18 protein-coding genes are annotated in these 17,214 nt (G+C 73.6%); 2 read left to right on the plus strand and 16 right to left on the minus strand.

Annotation, left to right across the window (positions count from 1 at the left end; all coding sequences use genetic code 11):
• Positions 1 to 21: 21 nt before the first annotated feature.
• From IE260_RS18040 to IE260_RS18055, 4 genes are all read right to left on the minus strand, one after another.
• The gene (locus IE260_RS18040) at positions 22 to 1,389 is read right to left on the minus strand and encodes an FtsW/RodA/SpoVE family cell cycle protein (protein WP_189873045.1); all 1,368 of its coding nucleotides are present in this window, start codon (positions 1,387 to 1,389) and stop codon (positions 22 to 24) included.
• Positions 1,390 to 1,649: 260 nt separating this feature from the next.
• On the minus strand, positions 1,650 to 2,894 hold the full coding sequence (locus IE260_RS18045; protein ID WP_189873047.1) for an ATP-binding protein: 1,245 nt from the start codon (positions 2,892 to 2,894) through the stop codon (positions 1,650 to 1,652).
• Positions 2,891 to 3,652, minus strand: a complete 762-nt coding sequence (locus tag IE260_RS18050; protein WP_189873049.1) for a hypothetical protein — start codon at positions 3,650 to 3,652, stop codon at positions 2,891 to 2,893. The genes IE260_RS18045 and IE260_RS18050 overlap by 4 nt, the downstream gene beginning before the upstream one ends.
• A gap of 88 nt (positions 3,653 to 3,740) precedes the next feature.
• On the minus strand, positions 3,741 to 4,247 hold the full coding sequence (locus IE260_RS18055) for a protein-tyrosine phosphatase family protein (protein WP_189873051.1): 507 nt from the start codon (positions 4,245 to 4,247) through the stop codon (positions 3,741 to 3,743).
• A 113-nt stretch (positions 4,248 to 4,360) separates the two neighbouring features.
• On the opposite strand from IE260_RS18055, the gene IE260_RS18060 reads away from it, so the two are divergent.
• The gene (locus IE260_RS18060; protein ID WP_189873053.1) at positions 4,361 to 5,164 is read left to right on the plus strand and encodes a nuclease-related domain-containing protein; all 804 of its coding nucleotides are present in this window, start codon (positions 4,361 to 4,363) and stop codon (positions 5,162 to 5,164) included.
• 209 nt (positions 5,165 to 5,373) lie between these two features.
• Here the strand turns inward: IE260_RS18060 and ligD are convergent, their stop codons facing one another.
• Positions 5,374 to 6,255 carry a non-homologous end-joining DNA ligase gene (ligD, locus tag IE260_RS18065; RefSeq protein ID WP_189873055.1) on the minus strand — a complete coding sequence of 294 codons (882 nt, stop codon included), beginning with the start codon at positions 6,253 to 6,255 and terminating at the stop codon, positions 5,374 to 5,376.
• A gap of 76 nt (positions 6,256 to 6,331) precedes the next feature.
• Between ligD and ku the strand changes: the two genes are divergently transcribed.
• The gene (ku, locus tag IE260_RS18070) at positions 6,332 to 7,387 is read left to right on the plus strand and encodes a non-homologous end joining protein Ku (RefSeq protein WP_189873057.1); all 1,056 of its coding nucleotides are present in this window, start codon (positions 6,332 to 6,334) and stop codon (positions 7,385 to 7,387) included.
• Positions 7,388 to 7,470: 83 nt separating this feature from the next.
• On the opposite strand, the gene IE260_RS18075 is transcribed toward ku, so the two are convergent.
• The 11 genes from IE260_RS18075 to IE260_RS18125 all read right to left on the minus strand — a co-directional run bounded on the left by IE260_RS18075 (position 7,471) and on the right by IE260_RS18125 (position 17,061).
• Positions 7,471 to 8,004, minus strand: a complete 534-nt coding sequence (locus tag IE260_RS18075) for a hypothetical protein (RefSeq protein WP_189873059.1) — start codon at positions 8,002 to 8,004, stop codon at positions 7,471 to 7,473.
• Positions 8,005 to 8,228: 224 nt separating this feature from the next.
• The gene (locus IE260_RS18080) at positions 8,229 to 8,975 is read right to left on the minus strand and encodes a DUF4142 domain-containing protein (protein WP_189873061.1); all 747 of its coding nucleotides are present in this window, start codon (positions 8,973 to 8,975) and stop codon (positions 8,229 to 8,231) included.
• 937 nt (positions 8,976 to 9,912) lie between these two features.
• On the minus strand, positions 9,913 to 10,347 hold the full coding sequence (locus IE260_RS18085; RefSeq protein ID WP_189873063.1) for a PPOX class F420-dependent oxidoreductase: 435 nt from the start codon (positions 10,345 to 10,347) through the stop codon (positions 9,913 to 9,915).
• 59 nt (positions 10,348 to 10,406) lie between these two features.
• Positions 10,407 to 11,330: a DUF3152 domain-containing protein gene (locus IE260_RS18090; RefSeq protein ID WP_189873065.1), complete on the minus strand. Its 924-nt coding sequence runs from the start codon at positions 11,328 to 11,330 to the stop codon at positions 10,407 to 10,409.
• 314 nt (positions 11,331 to 11,644) lie between these two features.
• Positions 11,645 to 11,977, minus strand: coding sequence for a TcmI family type II polyketide cyclase (locus IE260_RS18095; protein ID WP_189873067.1), 333 nt, complete (start codon positions 11,975 to 11,977; stop codon positions 11,645 to 11,647).
• Positions 11,978 to 12,001: 24 nt separating this feature from the next.
• Positions 12,002 to 12,481, minus strand: a complete 480-nt coding sequence (locus IE260_RS18100) for an SRPBCC family protein (RefSeq protein ID WP_189873069.1) — start codon at positions 12,479 to 12,481, stop codon at positions 12,002 to 12,004.
• 1 nt (position 12,482) lies between these two features.
• On the minus strand, positions 12,483 to 12,752 hold the full coding sequence (locus tag IE260_RS18105; protein ID WP_189873071.1) for an acyl carrier protein: 270 nt from the start codon (positions 12,750 to 12,752) through the stop codon (positions 12,483 to 12,485).
• Between the two features lie 14 nt (positions 12,753 to 12,766).
• Positions 12,767 to 14,020: a ketosynthase chain-length factor gene (locus IE260_RS18110; protein ID WP_189873073.1), complete on the minus strand. Its 1,254-nt coding sequence runs from the start codon at positions 14,018 to 14,020 to the stop codon at positions 12,767 to 12,769.
• Complete coding sequence (locus tag IE260_RS18115) at positions 14,017 to 15,306, minus strand: beta-ketoacyl-[acyl-carrier-protein] synthase family protein (RefSeq protein WP_189873075.1); 1,290 nt, start codon at positions 15,304 to 15,306, stop codon at positions 14,017 to 14,019. The genes IE260_RS18110 and IE260_RS18115 overlap by 4 nt, the downstream gene beginning before the upstream one ends.
• Positions 15,303 to 15,746, minus strand: coding sequence for a cupin domain-containing protein (locus IE260_RS18120; protein ID WP_189873077.1), 444 nt, complete (start codon positions 15,744 to 15,746; stop codon positions 15,303 to 15,305). The genes IE260_RS18115 and IE260_RS18120 overlap by 4 nt, the downstream gene beginning before the upstream one ends.
• A gap of 109 nt (positions 15,747 to 15,855) precedes the next feature.
• On the minus strand, positions 15,856 to 17,061 hold the full coding sequence (locus tag IE260_RS18125; protein ID WP_373303360.1) for a SchA/CurD-like domain-containing protein: 1,206 nt from the start codon (positions 17,059 to 17,061) through the stop codon (positions 15,856 to 15,858).
• Positions 17,062 to 17,214 lie beyond the last annotated feature (153 nt).

Here is a 17,214-nt window from a genome sequence, read left to right on the forward strand (position 1 = left end):
CGGACGTCACAGTCCCCTCCCTCACGCCGTCACCCGCCCGGAGTGCTCGCGGCGCGCCGCGTGGCTGACCCGGATCAGCAGGGCCACGATCGCCCAGTTGGTGACGACCGAGGAGCCGCCCTGGGCCAGGAACGGCATCGCCATCCCGGTCAGTGGGATCAGCCCGGTCACCCCGCCCGCGATCACGAAGACCTGGAGCGCCACGATCGAGGAGAGGCCCACCGCGAGCAGCCGGCCGAACGGGTCGCGCAGGGCGAGCCCCGCCCGGTAGCCGCGCTCCACCAGCAGGGCGTACAGCAGGAAGATCGCGGTCAGGCCGAGGAAGCCCAGCTCCTCCCCGGCCGTGGCCAGGATGAAGTCCGACTTGGTGGCGAAGCCGATGAGGACGGAGTGGCCGAGGCCGAGGCCCGTCCCGGTCAGGCCGCCCGCCGCGAACGCGAACAGCGACTGGGCCAGCTGGTTCGGCCCCTGCCCGGCCTCGATCGACGCGAAGGGGTGCAGCCAGTCCTCCACCCGGCTGTGCACGTGCGGCTCCAGCCAGCCCACGGCGACCGCGCCCAGCGAGGCCAGCAGCAGGCCGACGGCGATCCATCCGGTGCGGCCGGTGGCCACGTACAGCAGGACGACGAACAGGCCGAAGAAGAGCAGCGAGGTCCCGAGGTCCCGTTCCAGGACCAGGACGCCGACGCTGACCAGCCACACGGCCACGATCGGGCCGAGCACCCGCCCGGTGGGCAGCTGCAGGCGCCACGCCTGCCGGCCCGCGTAGGCCAGCGCGCTGCGGTTGGCGGCCAGGTACGCGGCGAAGAACACCGCCAGCAGCACCTTCGCGAACTCGCCCGGCTGGATGGAGAAGCCGGCCACCCTGATCCAGATGCGGGCGCCGTTCACCGCCGGGAACAGGATCGGCAGCGTGAGCAGGATCAGCGCGACGACCACGCAGACGTAGGTGTAGCGCGCGAGGACGCGGTGGTCGCGCAGGATCAGCACCACGACGATGAACAGCCCGACGCCCAGCGTGGACCACACCAGCTGGGTGGGCGCCGCTCGGTCGCCCGGCGTCTCCAGGTCGAGCCGGTAGATCAGCACCAGGCCGAGGCCGTTGAGCAGCACGCCGATGGGCAGCAGCAGCGGATCGGCGCAAGGGGCGCGCAGGCGGACCGCCACATGGGCGAGCAGCGCGAGCACCCCGAGCCCGGCACCGTAGCCGGCGGCGCCGGGCGGAAGGGTGCCCTGCTGCGCGAGGCCGACGTTGCAGTAGCCGTACACCGACAGCAGGACGGCCACGACGATGAGCGCCAGTTCGATGCCGCGCCGCCGGGGGAGGCGGCCGACGGGAGCGGGGGCGTCCGCCGCCGCCACGGTGATTCCGGTTCCGGCCTTCGTCATGTCCGGAACTTACCCAAATGGTGCGTCTTGCTGGTCTTCCGCATCGGCACCAGCGCGGCGCGGGGCGACGACGGCCATGGCGATGCGGCACGCGAAGGGGGAGTGCGGGGGCACGGCGGTCACCTCCAGCGGGAGCGAACGGGCCACGGCTGACCCATCGCCACATTAGGAGCGGCGCGTGGGGCGCGCCCGTCTCGCTGCGCCATCGGTGAGAGGACGCCGACCCCGGGTGACGGGCTGTCGGAACGGACCGGCGGGCGTCAGGGCCGGCGAGGCAGCGTCAGGGTCGCCACCGCGCCGCCGCCGGGCGCGTTCGTGAACTCCAGTCGCGCGCCGAGCACCTCAGCCTGCCCGAGCGCGATCGTCAGCCCGAGCCCGTGCCCCCTCGTCCCGCCCTCCGTGCGGAACCGCTGCGGCCCGTGCGCCAGGAGGTAGGCCGGATATCCGTCCCCGTGGTCCCGCACGGTGATCACCGGACCGTCCACCGTCAGCACCACCGGCGTCCGTCCGTGCCGGTGCGCGTTCGCGACCAGGTTGCCGAGCACCCGCTCCAGCCGCCGCCGGTCGGTCTCCACGCGCGCGTCCCGCACGACGTCGACCCGCGTGTCGGTGCCGGAGCCCCGGACCACCCGTTCGGCGAGCGCGCCCAGCGCCTCGGTGTCCACCTCCAGCCGTTCCCGTCCGGTGTCGAGCCGGGAGATCTCCAGCAGGTCCTCGGTGAGCGTGCGCAGGGCGGCCACCCGGTCCCGCACCAGCTCGGTCGGGCGGCCCGGCGGCAGCAGCTCGGCCGCCGCGTGCAGGCCGGTCAGCGGGGTGCGCAGTTCGTGCGCCACGTCCGCAGTGAACCGCTGCTCGGCGAGCAGCTTGCCCTGCAGCGACGACGCCATGGAGTCCAGCGCGGCGGCGACCGAGGCCACCTCGTCCTGCGGACGCGTCGGATCCTTCGCGCGGGGGTCGTCCACCCGGGCGTCGAGGTCGCCCGCGCTGATCCGCCGCGCCACCCGCGCCGTCGTGTGCAGCCGCCGCGTCACCCGCGTCACGGCGAACGACCCCACCAGCAGCGTCGCCCCGATGGCCAGCGCCGAGGACCACACGATCGCCCGGTCGAGGCCGTCGATCGTGCCCTTGCCCTGGGAGTAGTCGACCTCGGCTGCGAGGACCCGGCCGCCGTCGGCGGGGCCCGCCGCCCACATGATGGGGCGGCCGTCGTGCTCGGCGACCGTCGTCCCGCGCTCGCCCGTGGCGGCCAGCTCCCGCAGCCGCTCCGGCAGCCCCGGGGGATCGACGCCCGCGCCCGGCCCGAGGGGGTTCCCGGCCTCGTACGCCTCCGTCGCCTCCCGGAGCCGGGCGAGGGCGGCGTCACGGGCCCGGTCCACGGTCTGGCCGGTCACCGAGACGTGCACCAGGACACCGAGCAGCGCGGCCAGCGCGCAGCACATCACGGTGATGAACGCGGCGGCCTTCACGGCGAGCGCGCCGGCCCACCGCGGGAGCACGATCCTCATCGCCCACTCGCCGAGGGGGAGCGCGAGGGAGCGGGCGGGGGCGAGGTGTGCTGCGACGGCTTCCCGTGGCCGGTGCGCAGCATCTCGTCGTGGGTGAGGAGCATCGCGCGCTGATCGGGGTCCCAGGTCCACTGGAGGCGGTACTCGTACCCCGCCACCTCGGACGGCGACCGGATGATCAGCGACCGCCCGGCGACCTCGACCGCGCTCACGGCGTCCTCGTAGGACATCACCCGCACGAGCCTGTCCCGCTCGACCGTGTAGACGCGCACGGCGGTCATCTTCTCCGGCAGGAGCCGGAACCCCAGCGTCATCTCGGCCCGTCCGTCACCGGTCAGGTCGCGGAAGTACGGCGTGAGCACCGGGCACCGGCCGCGCTCCCCGTCCGGGCCGCAGTCGGCCATCCGGCGGGCCGTCTCGCGGTACGGCGCCTTCGCGCCCGCGTACTCGTCCGGGTGCTCGCCGATCTCCGCCCGTACGACGGCCACCGGGTCCGCCCTGCGGATGTCCCCGCCGGGCACGGCGACACCCTTGACGACCTCGTGGTCCACCTCGCCGATGTCGTAGGCGGGACTCGACGCCGGCGTCAGGTCCGGCCACAGCCGGGCCGGGCTCGCCGCGGTCGGGGTCGGCCCGGCGCTGCGCAGCCCGCCGGTGTCACCGCAGCCGGCCACGGCCGCCCCGGTCGCGGCCGTCACCAGGGACAGGGCGAGGGCGGCACAGACGCGGGCTGCGCGCCCGCGGCGGCTGGGGAGCACTGCACTCCTGCGGTTCGGGGAACGTCGATGGCCCTGTACACCCTATTCGTACGGAAGTCCACTCTGCCTGCGTGGGGGCGCGGCCGGGCTACTCGGCCAGTTCCTCCAGCAGCCGGGCCGTGGGCAGGCCGGCCCGCAGGTACTCCACGAACAGCTCGTTGTGCAGCGCCCACGGCGAGCGCCGGGACCGGATCAGCCGGATCGCCTCCTCGGCGCTGCCGCCCCGGCGCATCAGCGCGTGGGCGACGACCAGCCCCGAGCGGTTGTAGCCGTGGTAACAGCGGACGAGGACCCTGCGGCCCTGGTCCAGCGCCTCGGCCGCCGCCTCCGCCAGCCGGATCACGCCCGCGAGCTGGGTCCCGTCGAGCGGTCCGTCGGGAATCGGCCACACATGGTGCTCGACGCCCGGGTCGGGGCCGTGCCCAGGCAGCCGCAGCAGGGTCTGCACGAGATCGAACTCGTCCCTCACCACGGCCAACTCCACCTGCCCGGCCTGCCGCCGGAACTCGTGCCCGCCCATCCACAGACCGGGCACGATCTCGCACCACGGCCTGTCCGGGGCCGGTACGTCGGGTACCTTCCCGCGCGTACGCAACGGCGCCTCCCCACCATCCCCGCCCGTCGGGCAGACCCAACTCCTGTCAAAGGTAACCGGGTTCTTGCCCCCGGAGCACCCCGCCTGTTCCCATGGTCATGGGGTGATGGTGCATGAGTGGACTGCGCGTCATACCGACCTGGCGGCACGGTCAGGAGCGGCTCTACGTCTGCCTCCCGGACGGCAGGAACATCGCCTGGTACGACCGCGAGGCCGCCCGGGTCAACCTCCTCGGCGACGACCGCAGGGACGACGTGCTCGAAGCCCTGGGGCCCTTCCTCACCGGCCCCGTCACCGTGGGCCCGCCGCCGGTCCCCACCCCCGCCGAGCTGGCCCGGCTCGCCCTCCACCCGGACGACGACCTCGCCCCCAACCGGCCCGGCGAGGCTCATCTGATCGCCCTGGAGCGCGATCCGGGAACGGCGCACCGGCTGCGCCCCGACCCGCGCCGCCGGGCGCTGGCCGCCGAGCAGACGACGGGGCGGGCCCTCGACCGCCTCGACGGCGCGGGCTGGCACGCTCTGCACTCCATCGCGCTGCCGGGCGGCGACCGCATCCACCACCTGGCCATCGGCCCCGGCGGCCTCTTCGCCCTGCACGTGCTGCCGGCCCGCAGACAGCGGGTCCGGATCGCCGACCCCCTGGTCGCCGTGGGCCGTCACGAGCCGCGGCCGCTGCTGCGCCGCGTCCGCGCGGACGCCGACCGCGCCTCCTACGCCCTGACGGCCGAGGTGCACCCCGTGCTGGTCCTGGTCGAGCCGGCGGACACCGCCCTGACCACTCCGCCGCGCGAGGTCCGCGTCCTCACCGACGCGGAGCTGCCGAACCTGGTCCGCCTGGGCGGCGTGCTCAAACCGGCGGACGTGGAGGCCCTGCACGCGATGGCCCGGGACCGCAACACGTGGACGCGGGTGTGACGGCCGCCGTTCCCCGGGGCCCGTCCCGGCCCCAGGGCCTGTCGGACGGTTCCCGTCCGCCCCGCGACGCCACGCACGCTCCTGCGGAGGGGCACCGGGTGCAGACCCGAGTACGTCCAGTACGAGGGTCCGCCGCCGGCGCGCCGAGAGCACGCACCTGACGCCGCGGGGCCGCCCTCCGGGCGACGACGGGAATGGCCGGACAGGCCCTACGGCAGGGCGGCCGCACGCCGCCGATCGAACAGCGGCGCGAGCAGGTCGCCGTGGTCCTGCACCCGCGGCCCGACCTCCCCGGCCCGGAACACCAGCTGCTCCGCCCGTCGGCACCGGGCCACCTCCTCCCACGTCACCGGCGCGGAGACGGCCGGCTCGGTGCGGGCCCGCACCGTGTACGGAGCGGCCGTCGTCTTGCGCGCGGCGTTCTGGCTCCAGTCCACGAACACCTTCCCCGGCCGCAGGCTGCGCGTCATCCGGTGCACCACGAGCCGCGGCATGGCCCGCTCCGCCTCCACGGCCAGCGCCTTCGCGTACTCCGACACCCGCTCGGACGACGACCCCCGCACCGCCGCCAGCAGATGCAGCCCCTTGGCCCCGGACGTCTTGGCGAACGCCTCGACGCCGTCGGCCGCGAGCCGCTCCCGCAGCCACAGGGCGACCTCGCAGCAGTGGACGACGGTGGCGGGCGGCCCCGGGTCGAGGTCGAACACCAGGCGGTCGGCCTCGCCGGGGTCGTCGGCGACCCACTGGTGCGTGTGGAACTCGGTCACCAGGTTCGCCGCCCACATCAGGCTGGGCAGGTCCTGCACCAGCACCATCCGCGCCGGCCCCTCCGACCGGGGCACCTCGGCCGTGGTGACCCACTCGGGCGTACCCGGCGGCACGTTCTTGGTGAAGAACAGCTGGCCGTCCGGGCCGTCCGGGTACCGCAGGAACGACACCGGACGGTCCCGCAGGTGCGGCAGCAGCACCTCCGCGGTCGTCGCGTAGTAGTGCAGCAGCTCGGCCTTCGTGAAGCCGGTCGCGGGATACAGCACCTTCTCCAGGTTGCTGAGGGCCACCCGTCGCCCCTCCACCTCTGTGATAGGCGCCATACGATGAGAATCTCACGAATCGCTCGAAACACGGACAAGTCGCCCTGGGGGGCAATCGACCGGAAAGGTGCTGCACGTGCGATCCATCTGGAACGGCGCCATCTCGTTCGGCCTGGTCAGCATCCCGATCAAGTTGGTGAACGCGACCGAGAGCCACTCGATCGCCTTCCGTCAGATCCACACGGAGGACGGCGGCCGGATCCGCTACCGAAAGGTCTGCGAACTGGAGGACCGCGAGGTCACCCAGGGCGAGATCGGCAAGGGCTACGAGGACGCCGACGGCACGATCATCCCGATCACGGACGACGACCTCTCCCACCTGCCGATCCCCACGGCACGGACGATCGAGATCGTGGCCTTCGTACCGGAGGAGCGCATCGACCCGCTCCAGATGGGCGCCGCGTACTACCTGGCGGCGAGCGGCGCCCCCGCCGCCAAGCCGTACACGCTGCTGCGCGAGGCGCTCAAGCGCAGCAACCGCGTCGCCATCGCGAAGTACGCGCTGCGCGGCCGCGAGCGGCTGGGCATGCTGCGGGTCGTCGGCGACGCCATCGCCATGCACGGCCTGCTCTGGCCGGACGAGGTACGCGCCCCCGAGGGCGTCGCACCGGACGCCGGCGTCACGGTCCGCGACCAGGAACTGGACCTCGCGGACGCCCTCATGGACACGCTCGGCGAGATCGACCTGGACGACCTGCACGACGAGTACCGCGAGGCGCTGGAGGAGGTCATCGCCGCCAAGGCCGCCGGGGAGGCGCCGCCCGAGACGCCCGAGCCGGCCACCTCCGGCAAGGTGCTGGACCTGATGGCGGCCCTGGAGAGCAGTGTGCGGGCGGCCCGGGAGTCCCGCGGCGAACCGGCCGAGGAGGCCGAGGTCAGGTCGCTCCCGCCGCGCAAGACGGCGTCCCGGGGGACCCCCAAGGAGACCGGCGGCAAGAAGTCGACGTCGACGGCCGCGAAGAAGACCGCGGCGAAGAAGACGGCGGCGTCGACGAAGAAGTCGACGGCGAAGTCGGCCCAGTCCGGGAAGAAGACGGCGGCGGCCAAGGGCACCGCCAAGAAGGCGACGGCCAAGAGCACGGGTTCCAAGAGCACCGCGAAGAAGACGGCGTCCCGCAGGCGCAGCGCCTGACGCCTGCGGGGCCTCCCGGGGTGGCCGGGCACCGGTGGGCGGCAGCTGCCCCTGCCGTGACGAGGCGCCCCGTGATCAGGCGTTCAGTCGATCGTCCAGGGGGCGGAGGACCGTGTGGGCTCGAAGACCACGGGGCTCGCGGACCCGGAGGCACCGGGCGAGAGGGACGCGCCCGGCGAAGGGGACGCCGTCGCGGGCAGGTCGACGGGAGCCTCCTCCAGTCGCTGCCCGATCGTTTCTCCCGGCCCGTCGGCCGGGGCGACCGAGTCGGTGGACAACTGCGACCACGCCGTCAGCGCGAGGGTCACGGCCGCGGCCGTACCGATCACCCGGCCGACCCGCCGGAGCCGGGCACGGCCGTCCAGGTCACGCCAGGCGGGGCCGGTCCACACGTCGTCTGCCTGCCACAGCTCGCCGACCGCCTCCGGCGTGCCGGGGACCGGCGGCCCGGGACGCCAGCCCGGCGTCCGCTCCCGGGCCGCGGGCTCCCTGAGGGCGGAGGCTCGGATGGCACGCTCGTTGTCCATGAGGAACTTCTGCCACACCGCCTCGGGGACGGTGGGCGCACCGTCCGGCTCTTCCGGCGTTCCGCCGCTGCCCGGCCAGGGAGTGGTCACGGTCCCCTCTTCTTCCTCTCGCGCTCTCGCGCCCTCGCGTTTCCGGCCGGCGGGGCGGTCACGGAAGAGCGGGAGCGGAGCCCGCCGACGGCCTGTGTGCCGCGCATGGCCGGATCATGTGCCGGTGCCACCCCGGGGTGCCTCCACGGAATGTACATGCGCGGCCGCCGGGCGCCGCAGGCGGCACCGGGTCGTGACGGAGTCGAGGGCCGGCCCGCCCCCGCTCAGCGGACGGTCGGTGCCGCCGTCGGCGTCGGCGTGGCCGTGTTCACGTCCAGGTCCGGGCGGGGCTTGAGGACGAGGACCCGCTCTCCCGGCTGCGGCGGGGGCGGGGTGACCTTCTCCTCGGGGAGCTTCGCCGGTCCGGTCTGCTGGAAGGTGACCTGGTCGTACTCGACGAGTCCGGTCTTCTCCAGGACCGTGATGTGGTCCAGGACGGTGTCGTTGGCCAGGTCGGCCAGCTGACGGACCAGGGTGTTCTTGGTGGTCGCCCGGATCTTGGCGATGGCCGGGAAGATCTGCCCGTGGGTCACGCGCATGATGTTGACGGCCGTCGAGTCGAACTCCCTGCCGCTCTTGGAGTCCACGGTCGCCACGAAGCCCTCCTGCTGCGGTGACGCCTTGTTGGGCAGCGTGATGCCCAGTTCGGGAGCGATCTCACGGCACATCGCGTCCAGGCCGGCGTGCCCGACGACCAGGTGCTCGCCGGCCTCCTTCATCTCCTTCGTCGTGCCGCGCGCCATGGCCATCTCGCCCAGCGGGTACTCCCACAGCCCGGCCGCCCGGACCTTGACCACGAAGTCCCGGTCGGCCTCGGTGAGCGGCCCGTACTTGGTGCCGGCGATGACGCGGCCGGGATCGCCGTCGGCCTTGTCCAGACCGAGCACGGCCGGGAAGGCCAGCGCGGTGAGGGTCAGGGTCATCGCACCGAACAGGACGACGACTCCGATCCTGCTGCGGGACAGGCGCATGATGCCTCCAGGGGCGACGCGAGCGACTCGTACGCCAGGAGGTACGCAAGCGGCGGACGGATCAATCACCGCGCCGGGGTAAAACTTGCCGGCCACCTGCCCCTGGAGGCCGGGGTGCGGGCGCCCCCTGGCTCCTGCCGCCGGCGCCCCGGACCCGGTCTCCGGCCGCCTCCTGGGCCGGGCCTCCGGGCCGTGCCCCGGTCCCGTCCCGACGCCGGCCTCGGCCGTGTCCCGGCCGTGCCCTGGGGTCGACGCCGGATGGTCACGCTTGCGGGTTCCCGTGCCGGATCCCACCGTCGGGCGACGCCGCAGGGCTTCCCGGGGACGGGCGCCGAGGCGGGAGCCGATCCCGCCTCCGATCTCCCACCGGGGGCTCACGGACGGGCGGGGCGAGGCCCCACGCCACCCCGGTGGCCACCCGGCGCGGCCCCTGGGCTTCTCGACCCCGCCCCCTGACCCCGGGGCGGCCCCGACGCGGACCCTGCTGGCGCCCAAGCACCGGGCTGCGCGTCTGGGCTGCGTCTTTGGTCCTGGTTCCGGGTTGGGAGGCGGTCCTGACGGGGCTGTGCCGGCGGTCGCGCGGCGGGCTGGGCGTCTGGGCCCTGCCTTTGGGCCTGTCCCGGGTTGGGAGGCGCCCCTGACGCGGACCGTGCCGCCGGTCGCGCGGCGGGCTGGGCGTCTGGGCTGCGTCTTTGGTCCCGGTTCCGGGTCGGGAGGCGTCCCTGACGCGGACCGTGCCGGCGGTCGCGCTTGGGCTGTGCGTCTGGGCCACGCTCTGGTCCTGGCTCCCGGGCCGCACCCTCGGTCCTGCGTCAGGTACATGCCTCAGGGCCCGCGTCCGGCTCCGTGCCGGGCCTCGCCGCCGGCTGGTGCCGGCGGCGAGGAGTCGGCAAGGTACGACCTGGGTTGTACCGCGCGGCGACGAGCCCCGGTTCGGTCAGCCGAGGTCGGCGCCGTACACGCGGTCCACCGTCATCGTGATCAGCACCCGGCGGTCGGACACCATCACCGACCGGTACTCGGCCCAGTCCGGGTGCTCCCCGGCGGCGGCCCGGTAGTACTCCACCAGTGCCTCGACCTCCGGGCCGTGGGGGTCCGTGCCCGGACCGGTGAGGGTCGCGACGCCCTCCGCGGTGGCCCAGGACCTGCCGTCGGGGCTGGTCACCTCCAGGGTGGCCCGCGGGTCCCGGCGCAGGTTGGCCGTCTTGGCCAGCCCGTCGCGGGTGGAGATGCGGATGACGCCGGCCTCGTGGTCGTAGGCGGGCATGACGGGGGAGAGCTGGGGGCGGCCGTCGGCCTTGATGGTCGCGAGCACGCCGAGCCGGCTCTGCGCCAGCAGCGCGCGGGCGTCGAAGGACGGTGTGGTGGTCATGGCAGGATCATCACCCTTCCCTCCGCGGGGTGTCCCGCGAATCCCCCCGTCGGCCCCGCTCAGGGAACGGCTGGACCACCCAGGTAGCCGCCGTCGCGGTCGTACGGCCAGGCGTTGGCCACGCAGCCCTTGAGGCCCTTGATCTGCTGCATCATCGCCGGAGCGGGCCGGCCGGGCCCCGGGCAGGTCTCGTGGCCGCGCCCGATCCGGTGGCCGACCTCGTGGTTGACGATCAGCGCCCGGTACTCGCCGATCGGGCCGTCGAACTCGGGGGAGCCGAGAACCCAGCGCTTGAGGTTCACCACGACGTCCGTCCCCACGCTGCAGTTCACCTCACCCCGGGTGAGCAGCCCCGCCGCGCCGCAGATCTCGTCCACGGTGCCCGGCGTGGCGATCTTCACCACGAAGTCGTACGAACCCGAGCCGACCAGCCGGAAGGAGTTGGCCCCGTCCCGGGTCCAGCCCCGGCGGTCGGCGAGCACGGCGGAGATCTCGGCGGCGGCGGCGCTCGGCCGGATGTCGATGCCGTCCTCGACGAGCACCTTGTAGCGCCGTACCCGGCTGCCCGTACCCACGGTCGTCCCGTCGGCCCGAGCGGTCGTGAAGGTTCCGGGTCCCGTCGTGGGGACGGCGATGGTGGAGGGGGAGGGCGAGGCCGACGGGGAGGCGGAAGCGGACGGCGAGGCTGAGGAGCCGGGCCCCGTACTCGCGGTCGCCGTCGCGTCGGGAGACGGGCCGGCCGGCGGCCCTGCGGCCTCCAGGGCGTCGGCCACGTCGGCAGCCTGGTCGTCCGTGACCACGGGCCGCGTGTCCCGCCAGTACGCCACGGCGGCGCCGGCCGTGAGCAGGACCGCACCGAAGGCCAGCCCGGCCAGGGCCACCCGGGCACGGCTGCGGCGCCGCCGTCCGCGGGCGCGGGACCCTCGCGGGGCACGGCCCGCCGGGTTTCCTCGCTGGGGCTGGCGGGCTGTGCGTCGGCCCACGACGGGCGTCCTCTCTGCTGGGCGGCCGGGCGAGCGGCGGAACCCGGTCCGACCGCTGCGAACGCCCGGCTCGACGGCGGAACGCCGGGCGGTGACACGGGCGCACCGCACTCCCGTGCGGTGGTGTGCCACCAAGATCAAAGCGGACGGGCACACAGAACCGTCACAGGCCACCACGTGGGGCTTCTCACGCGGGCGTTCGACTCCGCGGGCACAACCATCCGGCACTCTCAGGAGTCCGCGCGCCCGCTCCCGCACGCCCGTCGGGGCTGCCCGAAAGATGCTGGGCAGCCCCGACGCGGACGAACCGGCCGTCAGCCGACGGGAGTCCGTTCCCAGCGGTAGAAGCAGCGCGCCATCGCGTCCTTGGGACTGCGCCACGTCGCCGGGTCGTACGCGGAGACGTACGGGGAGAGCCGCTCGCTGACCTGGCGGAACTCGGGATGGCCGGTCAGTCCCGCGATGGTGGCGGCCGGGTCGCTCTCGCTCTCGATGAGGTGCAGGTACACGTCACCGAACTCGAAGAGGCTGCGCCCGGTGACGCCCACCAGGTGCGGCAGTTCGCCACGGTCGGACTCGGCGAACACCTTGGCGATGTCGGGTGCCGCGCCCGGTGCCATACGGGCCACGATCAGGGTGTGGTGCATGGGGAGGCCGTCCTTCGGTCGGTGTCAGTCGGCGAGCGCCGCGGCGGTCCGCCGCTCGCCCGCGGCCTGCTCGATCCGGTCCCGGATCAGGGCCATCTGCGTACGGGAGTTGCGGTTGATGTTGTCCGTCATCCAGGCGTCGTCCACGGGCGCGTCCGGCTTCATCGCGAAGTCCTGGATCCAACGCATTCGAGTACCCTCCGCGGTCTCGGCGTACTCCCAGACGATGTTCATGAACTGGAAGGGACCGGTCTCGACCCGGTGGGCGCGCACCGTGCGCGACACGGGGTCGGCGACGCGCTCGGACACCCAGCTCCACACCTTCCCGTTCTCGTCCGGGTGCATGGTGAGCCGGAAGGTGACGCTGTCGCCGTCCCGTTCCAGCACCTCCACGGAGGCGTACTCGCTGAACAGCCGCGGCCAGCCCTCGATGTCGTTGGTGATGTCCCAGACGAGCTGCATCGGCGCGGCGATGGTGATCTCGTTCTCGGTGTGCCCTGCCATGTCACACTCCCGTCTTCAGGGCGCCGTTGACCAGCGCGAGGAAATCCGCGGGCGTCTTGCAGCGCTCCGCCTGCTCCGGCAGGCCGAAGCCGTACCGCTTCTCCAACTCGGCCACGATGCCCAGCAGGCCGAGCGAGTCCAGACCGAAGGTGTCGAAGCCGGCCTCGGCCTGACGACGCAGGGTGACGGGGTCGACGTGCACCCCGGCCGTCCGCTTCATCAGCGTCGACAGATCCTCGATGGTCATCTGGTAGTCCAATTGATCGGTCATGCGGATGTGCTCCTTCACTCGGAGGATGGCGCCGCGCCCCGTCGCAGGACGAGCGCCGAGTTGAAGCCCATGAGCCCTCGACTGAGGACCAGGGCGGTACGCGGCTCGGCGGGCCGTGCCCGGCCGGCCACCAGGTCCAGGTCGTGGCACACGTCGGACACGTGCGGCGTGGGCGGGATCAGTCCGTGCTCCATGGCGAGCACCGCGGACGCCACGTCGAGCACCGGTGCCGCGCAGTACGCCCGTCCCGTCCCGGTCTTGGGCGCGGTGACGGGCACGCGCCGCGCGTGCGGGCCGAGCGCATCGGCCAGCGCCAGGGCCTCGGCCCGGTCCGCCTCCGGGACACCGAGGGCGTCCGCGAACACGACGTCCACCTCCTCGGGCCGGCAGCCGGCCTCCGCCAGCGCCCCCTCGATCGCCCGGGCCAGTCCGGCCCGGGACTCCTCCCAGCGGGAGGCACCCGTGAACGTCGCCGCGTGCCCCGCCACCGTCGCCCGCGCCTCCGCCCCGCGCTCCCGCGCCGCCTCCTCGGCCTCCACCAGCAGCACGGCCCCGCCCTCGGCGGGCACGAAACCGCAGGCGGCGTCCGTGAACGGGCGGTAGGCGCGGTCCGGTTCGGTGGCACGGCTCAACTCGGGGTAGCCCAGCTGGCAGACGATCGAGTACGGGGCCAGTGGCGCCTCCGTCGCGCCGCAGACGACCGTGTCGGTGCCCTGCCGCACCGACAGCGCGGCACGCGCCAGGGCGTCCAGGCCGCCCGCCTCGTCCCCGGCCACCACACCGCAAGGTCCCTTGAAGTCGTTGCGGATGGAGATCTGGCCGGTGCTGGCCGCGTAGAACCAGGCGATCGACTGGTACGGACCCACGTACCGCGACCCCTGACCCCACAGGTTCTGCAGCTCCCGCTGCCCGAACTCGCCGCCGCCCGACCCCGCGGCCGTCACGACGCCCACCGAGTACGGCGACTCGACGTCGGCGCGGCCGAACCGGGCGTCGGCCAGGGCCAGTTCGGCCGCGGCGAGGGCGAAGTGCGTGAACCGGTCGGTCTGGACGAGGTACCTCCCCTCGATCACCTCCTCCGCGTCGAAGCCCCGCACCTCGCCCGCCACGCGCAGCGGCATGTGGTCACAGCCCTCCCTGGTGACCGGACCGAGGCTGCTGGCTCCGTCCACGGTCGCCTTCCAGAACGCCTCGACCCCGATGCCGTGCGGAGCCACCACGCCCAGGCCGGTGACGACCGCGCGCCGGGACCGTTGTCGTCCGCTCATCGCCCTCCTCCTTCGAAGCCGGAACCGGAACCGCAGCCGCTCAGCACGACCGCGGACTGGAAACCGCCGAAACCGCTGCCCACGGACAGCACGTGCCGCAGCGCCCGCTCCCGTGCCTCGCGCGGCACGTAGTCCAGGTCGCACTCGGGGTCCGGGGTCTCGTAGTTGGCCGTGGGCGGCACCACCTGGTGTGCCAGCGCGAGGACACACGCGGCGAGCTCGATCGAGCCGATCGCGCCGAGCGAGTGGCCCACCATGGACTTGATCGAGCTCATGGGGGTCGCGTAAGCGTGCTGGCCCAGCGACCGCTTGACGGCCGCGGTCTCGTGCCGGTCGTTCTGCTGGGTGCCGGAGCCGTGCGCGTTGACGTAATCGACGGCCGAGCCGTCCAGCCGGGCCATGTCGAGCGCGGTGTCGATCGCCCGCGCCATCTCCAGGCCCTCCTTGGTGAGCCCGGTCATGTGGTACGCGTTGCCGAAGGTCGCGTAGCCGGAGATCTCGCAGTACACCTCCGCACCGCGGGCCCGGGCGTGCTCCAGGTCCTCCAGGACCAGCACCGCGGCGCCCTCGCCCATCACGAACCCGTTGCGGTCGGCGTCGAACGGGCGGGAGGCGTGCGCGGGGTCTTCGTTGTTCGGCGAGGTCGCCTTGATGGCGTCGAAGCATGCCATCGTGATCGGGGATATCGGAGAGTCGGCGGCGCCCGCCAGGCACACGTCGACGCGCCCCTCGGCGACGGCGTGGTAGGCGTACCCCACCGCGTCGAGGCCGGACGTGCACCCGGTGGACACCGTCTGCACCGGACCGTGGAGACCGAACTGCTCGGCCACGGCCGAGGCCAGCGTGCTGGGAGTGAAGGCGCGGTGCAGATGCGGTTCCGCCTTCCGGTCGTCGACGTCCCAGCGCGAGCCCCGCTCACTGACCAGGACGTAGTCGTGCTCCAGACGGGTGGTGCCGCCGACCGCGGTGCCCAACGTGGCGCCCGCCCGCCACGGATCCTCCCGGCCCAGGTCGAGGTTCGCGTCCCGGACCGCCTCGGCGGCGGCGACGAGCGCGAACTGCACGTACCGGTCGGACCGCTGGACCGTTGCCAGGTCCAGACCGTGCGCGGAGGGATCGAAGTCGCACTCGGCGGCGATCTGCGAGCGCAGCTCGACCGGGTCGAACAGGGAGATGCGACGCGTCGCCGTGCGGCCGTTGGACAGCAGGTCCCAGAACTGCGGGACGCCGATCCCGCCGGGGGCGACGACGCCTATGCCGGTGACCGCGACCCGACGCCCGTTCATGAGATCACCTCGGCGGCAGCGGCCGGGCGCTCGCTCCCGGGCACGTTCCCCTGCGTCTCGTCCTCCGTGTCCACATGGCCGAGCTCCGGCCGCGGGGCCAGCGGGCCCAGGTGGAAGACGATGCGCGCCTCCGTGTCTCCGACGTTGCGGAAGCGGTGCCGCACATTCGGTGGGATCAGCATCCCCTGCCCGGTGCCCAGGGGGTGGGGCGCGCCGTCCACGTCGACCTCGAACGAGCCGTCCGTGACGTACACGAACTCCTCGGAGTACGGGTGGTAGTGCTCGCCGATGCGCTCCCCGGGCTGCACGATGGCCACGCCCATGAAGCCGCTGGTCGACCCGGCCGTGCTGGGGGTGAGAAGGGCGCGGAGGTCACCGCCGCGCCGGCGGTTCGGCGCTACGTCGCCGAGGGAGACGATGCGTGCCTGCTGGTCTGTCATATCGGTCACTCCGGAGAACGGGAGGCGGTGGGAGAAGTAGGGGACGCGGCACGGACGGCGAGCCGAGAGGCACAGGGCCGGTGGACGCCGGTCGGCCGGGACCGCGAGGTCAGGAGGCCGGCGAACGCCGGTCCGTCAGGGGCCGCATACGGGCGTGCGCGAGCAGCCGCAGCAGCGTGCGGTGGTCCGTCAACGGCCCGTCGAGGCCGGCGGCGGCCGTGTCCAGCAGCCGTCCGGCCTGCGCGGCGGCACCGTCGTCACCGGCGGCCCCTCGCAGGGCCAGCACGAACGCGGGCGCCTCGTCCGGCTCGCCCGCCACGTCGACGACCCGGGTGACGAGGTCGTCGCGGTGGAAGACCGTGGCGGCGCGGACCGGATTGCCCGGCGCGTGGGCCGCGGCCTCGTCCTGCCGGGCCAGCAACCGGGCCAGTTCGGCACCGGCACCGGGTACGACCGGATAGAACAGCGCGATCCGCTGCGGGGCCGCCGCCTGGCCCCCGGACGCCACATGGTGGACGGCCGGCATGGCGGCCAGGGTGAAGAACCGCCGTGCGGACTGCGGGTCGTCGAGGTCGCGTTCCCGCTCCAGATGGGGGTTGAGCGCCTCCTCGACGGCCCGCACCTCGGGCTGCCGGGCGACATGGCGCAGCGCGGTCTGCAGATCGCCCCGCACCTCCACCGCCCGCACGACCCGGTTGCCGTGCAGGAACAGCGAGGTGCGCAGCAGCCGGGTGGCGTCGTCGACACGCGGCTCGGGCGATGCGTAACCGGAAAGGATCTCGGCGACCGCGGCCTCGCTGCCGGGCCGCACGGTGAAGGTCAGCGCATGCCGGACGATGTTGCTCCCCACCCGGGGAGCGGCCCGCAGCTGCTCGTCGGCGCCCTTCGGCGGACCCGCGTGGACGCCGGCGGTCTCCCGCAGGACGCTGTAGCGCAGCGAGCGGGTGTCGCGGACGCAGTTCTGCAGGGGCTGGACCGTGTCCAGGTGCTCCTCGCTGTTGACCCAGGACAGGAAGGGAGCCGCGCTCTCCCATTCGCTGGTGAGGAGCCACTGGGTGGGATTCTCCAAGGACTGGCACAGCTGGTCGCTGACATGGCCCGGCACGGCGGCGACCCGGTGACGAATGCGCTCGTAGGCCTCCAGGAACTCCTGTTGGGTTCCGTCGTGGATGTCCAGCATCAGAACGACCCGCACTCGTGATCCGTCGAACGCCGATGTCGATACGCCGTCCGCGGCCGCGGACCAGACGCCCGGGACCTTTGTGGACACGGTGCCCGCGGACACGGCGTCCGTCGCCACGGCGTCTGTCGCCACGGCGTCTGTCGGGACGGCGTCTGTCGACAGGGCGGGAGAGACCGTCATCCGCCACCTCTTCTCGGGGGAACTTCCTCATGGACTGGGAGCGACCGCCGCGCCGCGTCGCGTGACGAGGCGGATCCGCCGGTCGCGTAAGCACGATCGTGGGCC

The organism is Streptomyces viridiviolaceus (assembly GCF_014650995.1).
Classification (GTDB): domain Bacteria; phylum Actinomycetota; class Actinomycetes; order Streptomycetales; family Streptomycetaceae; genus Streptomyces; species Streptomyces viridiviolaceus.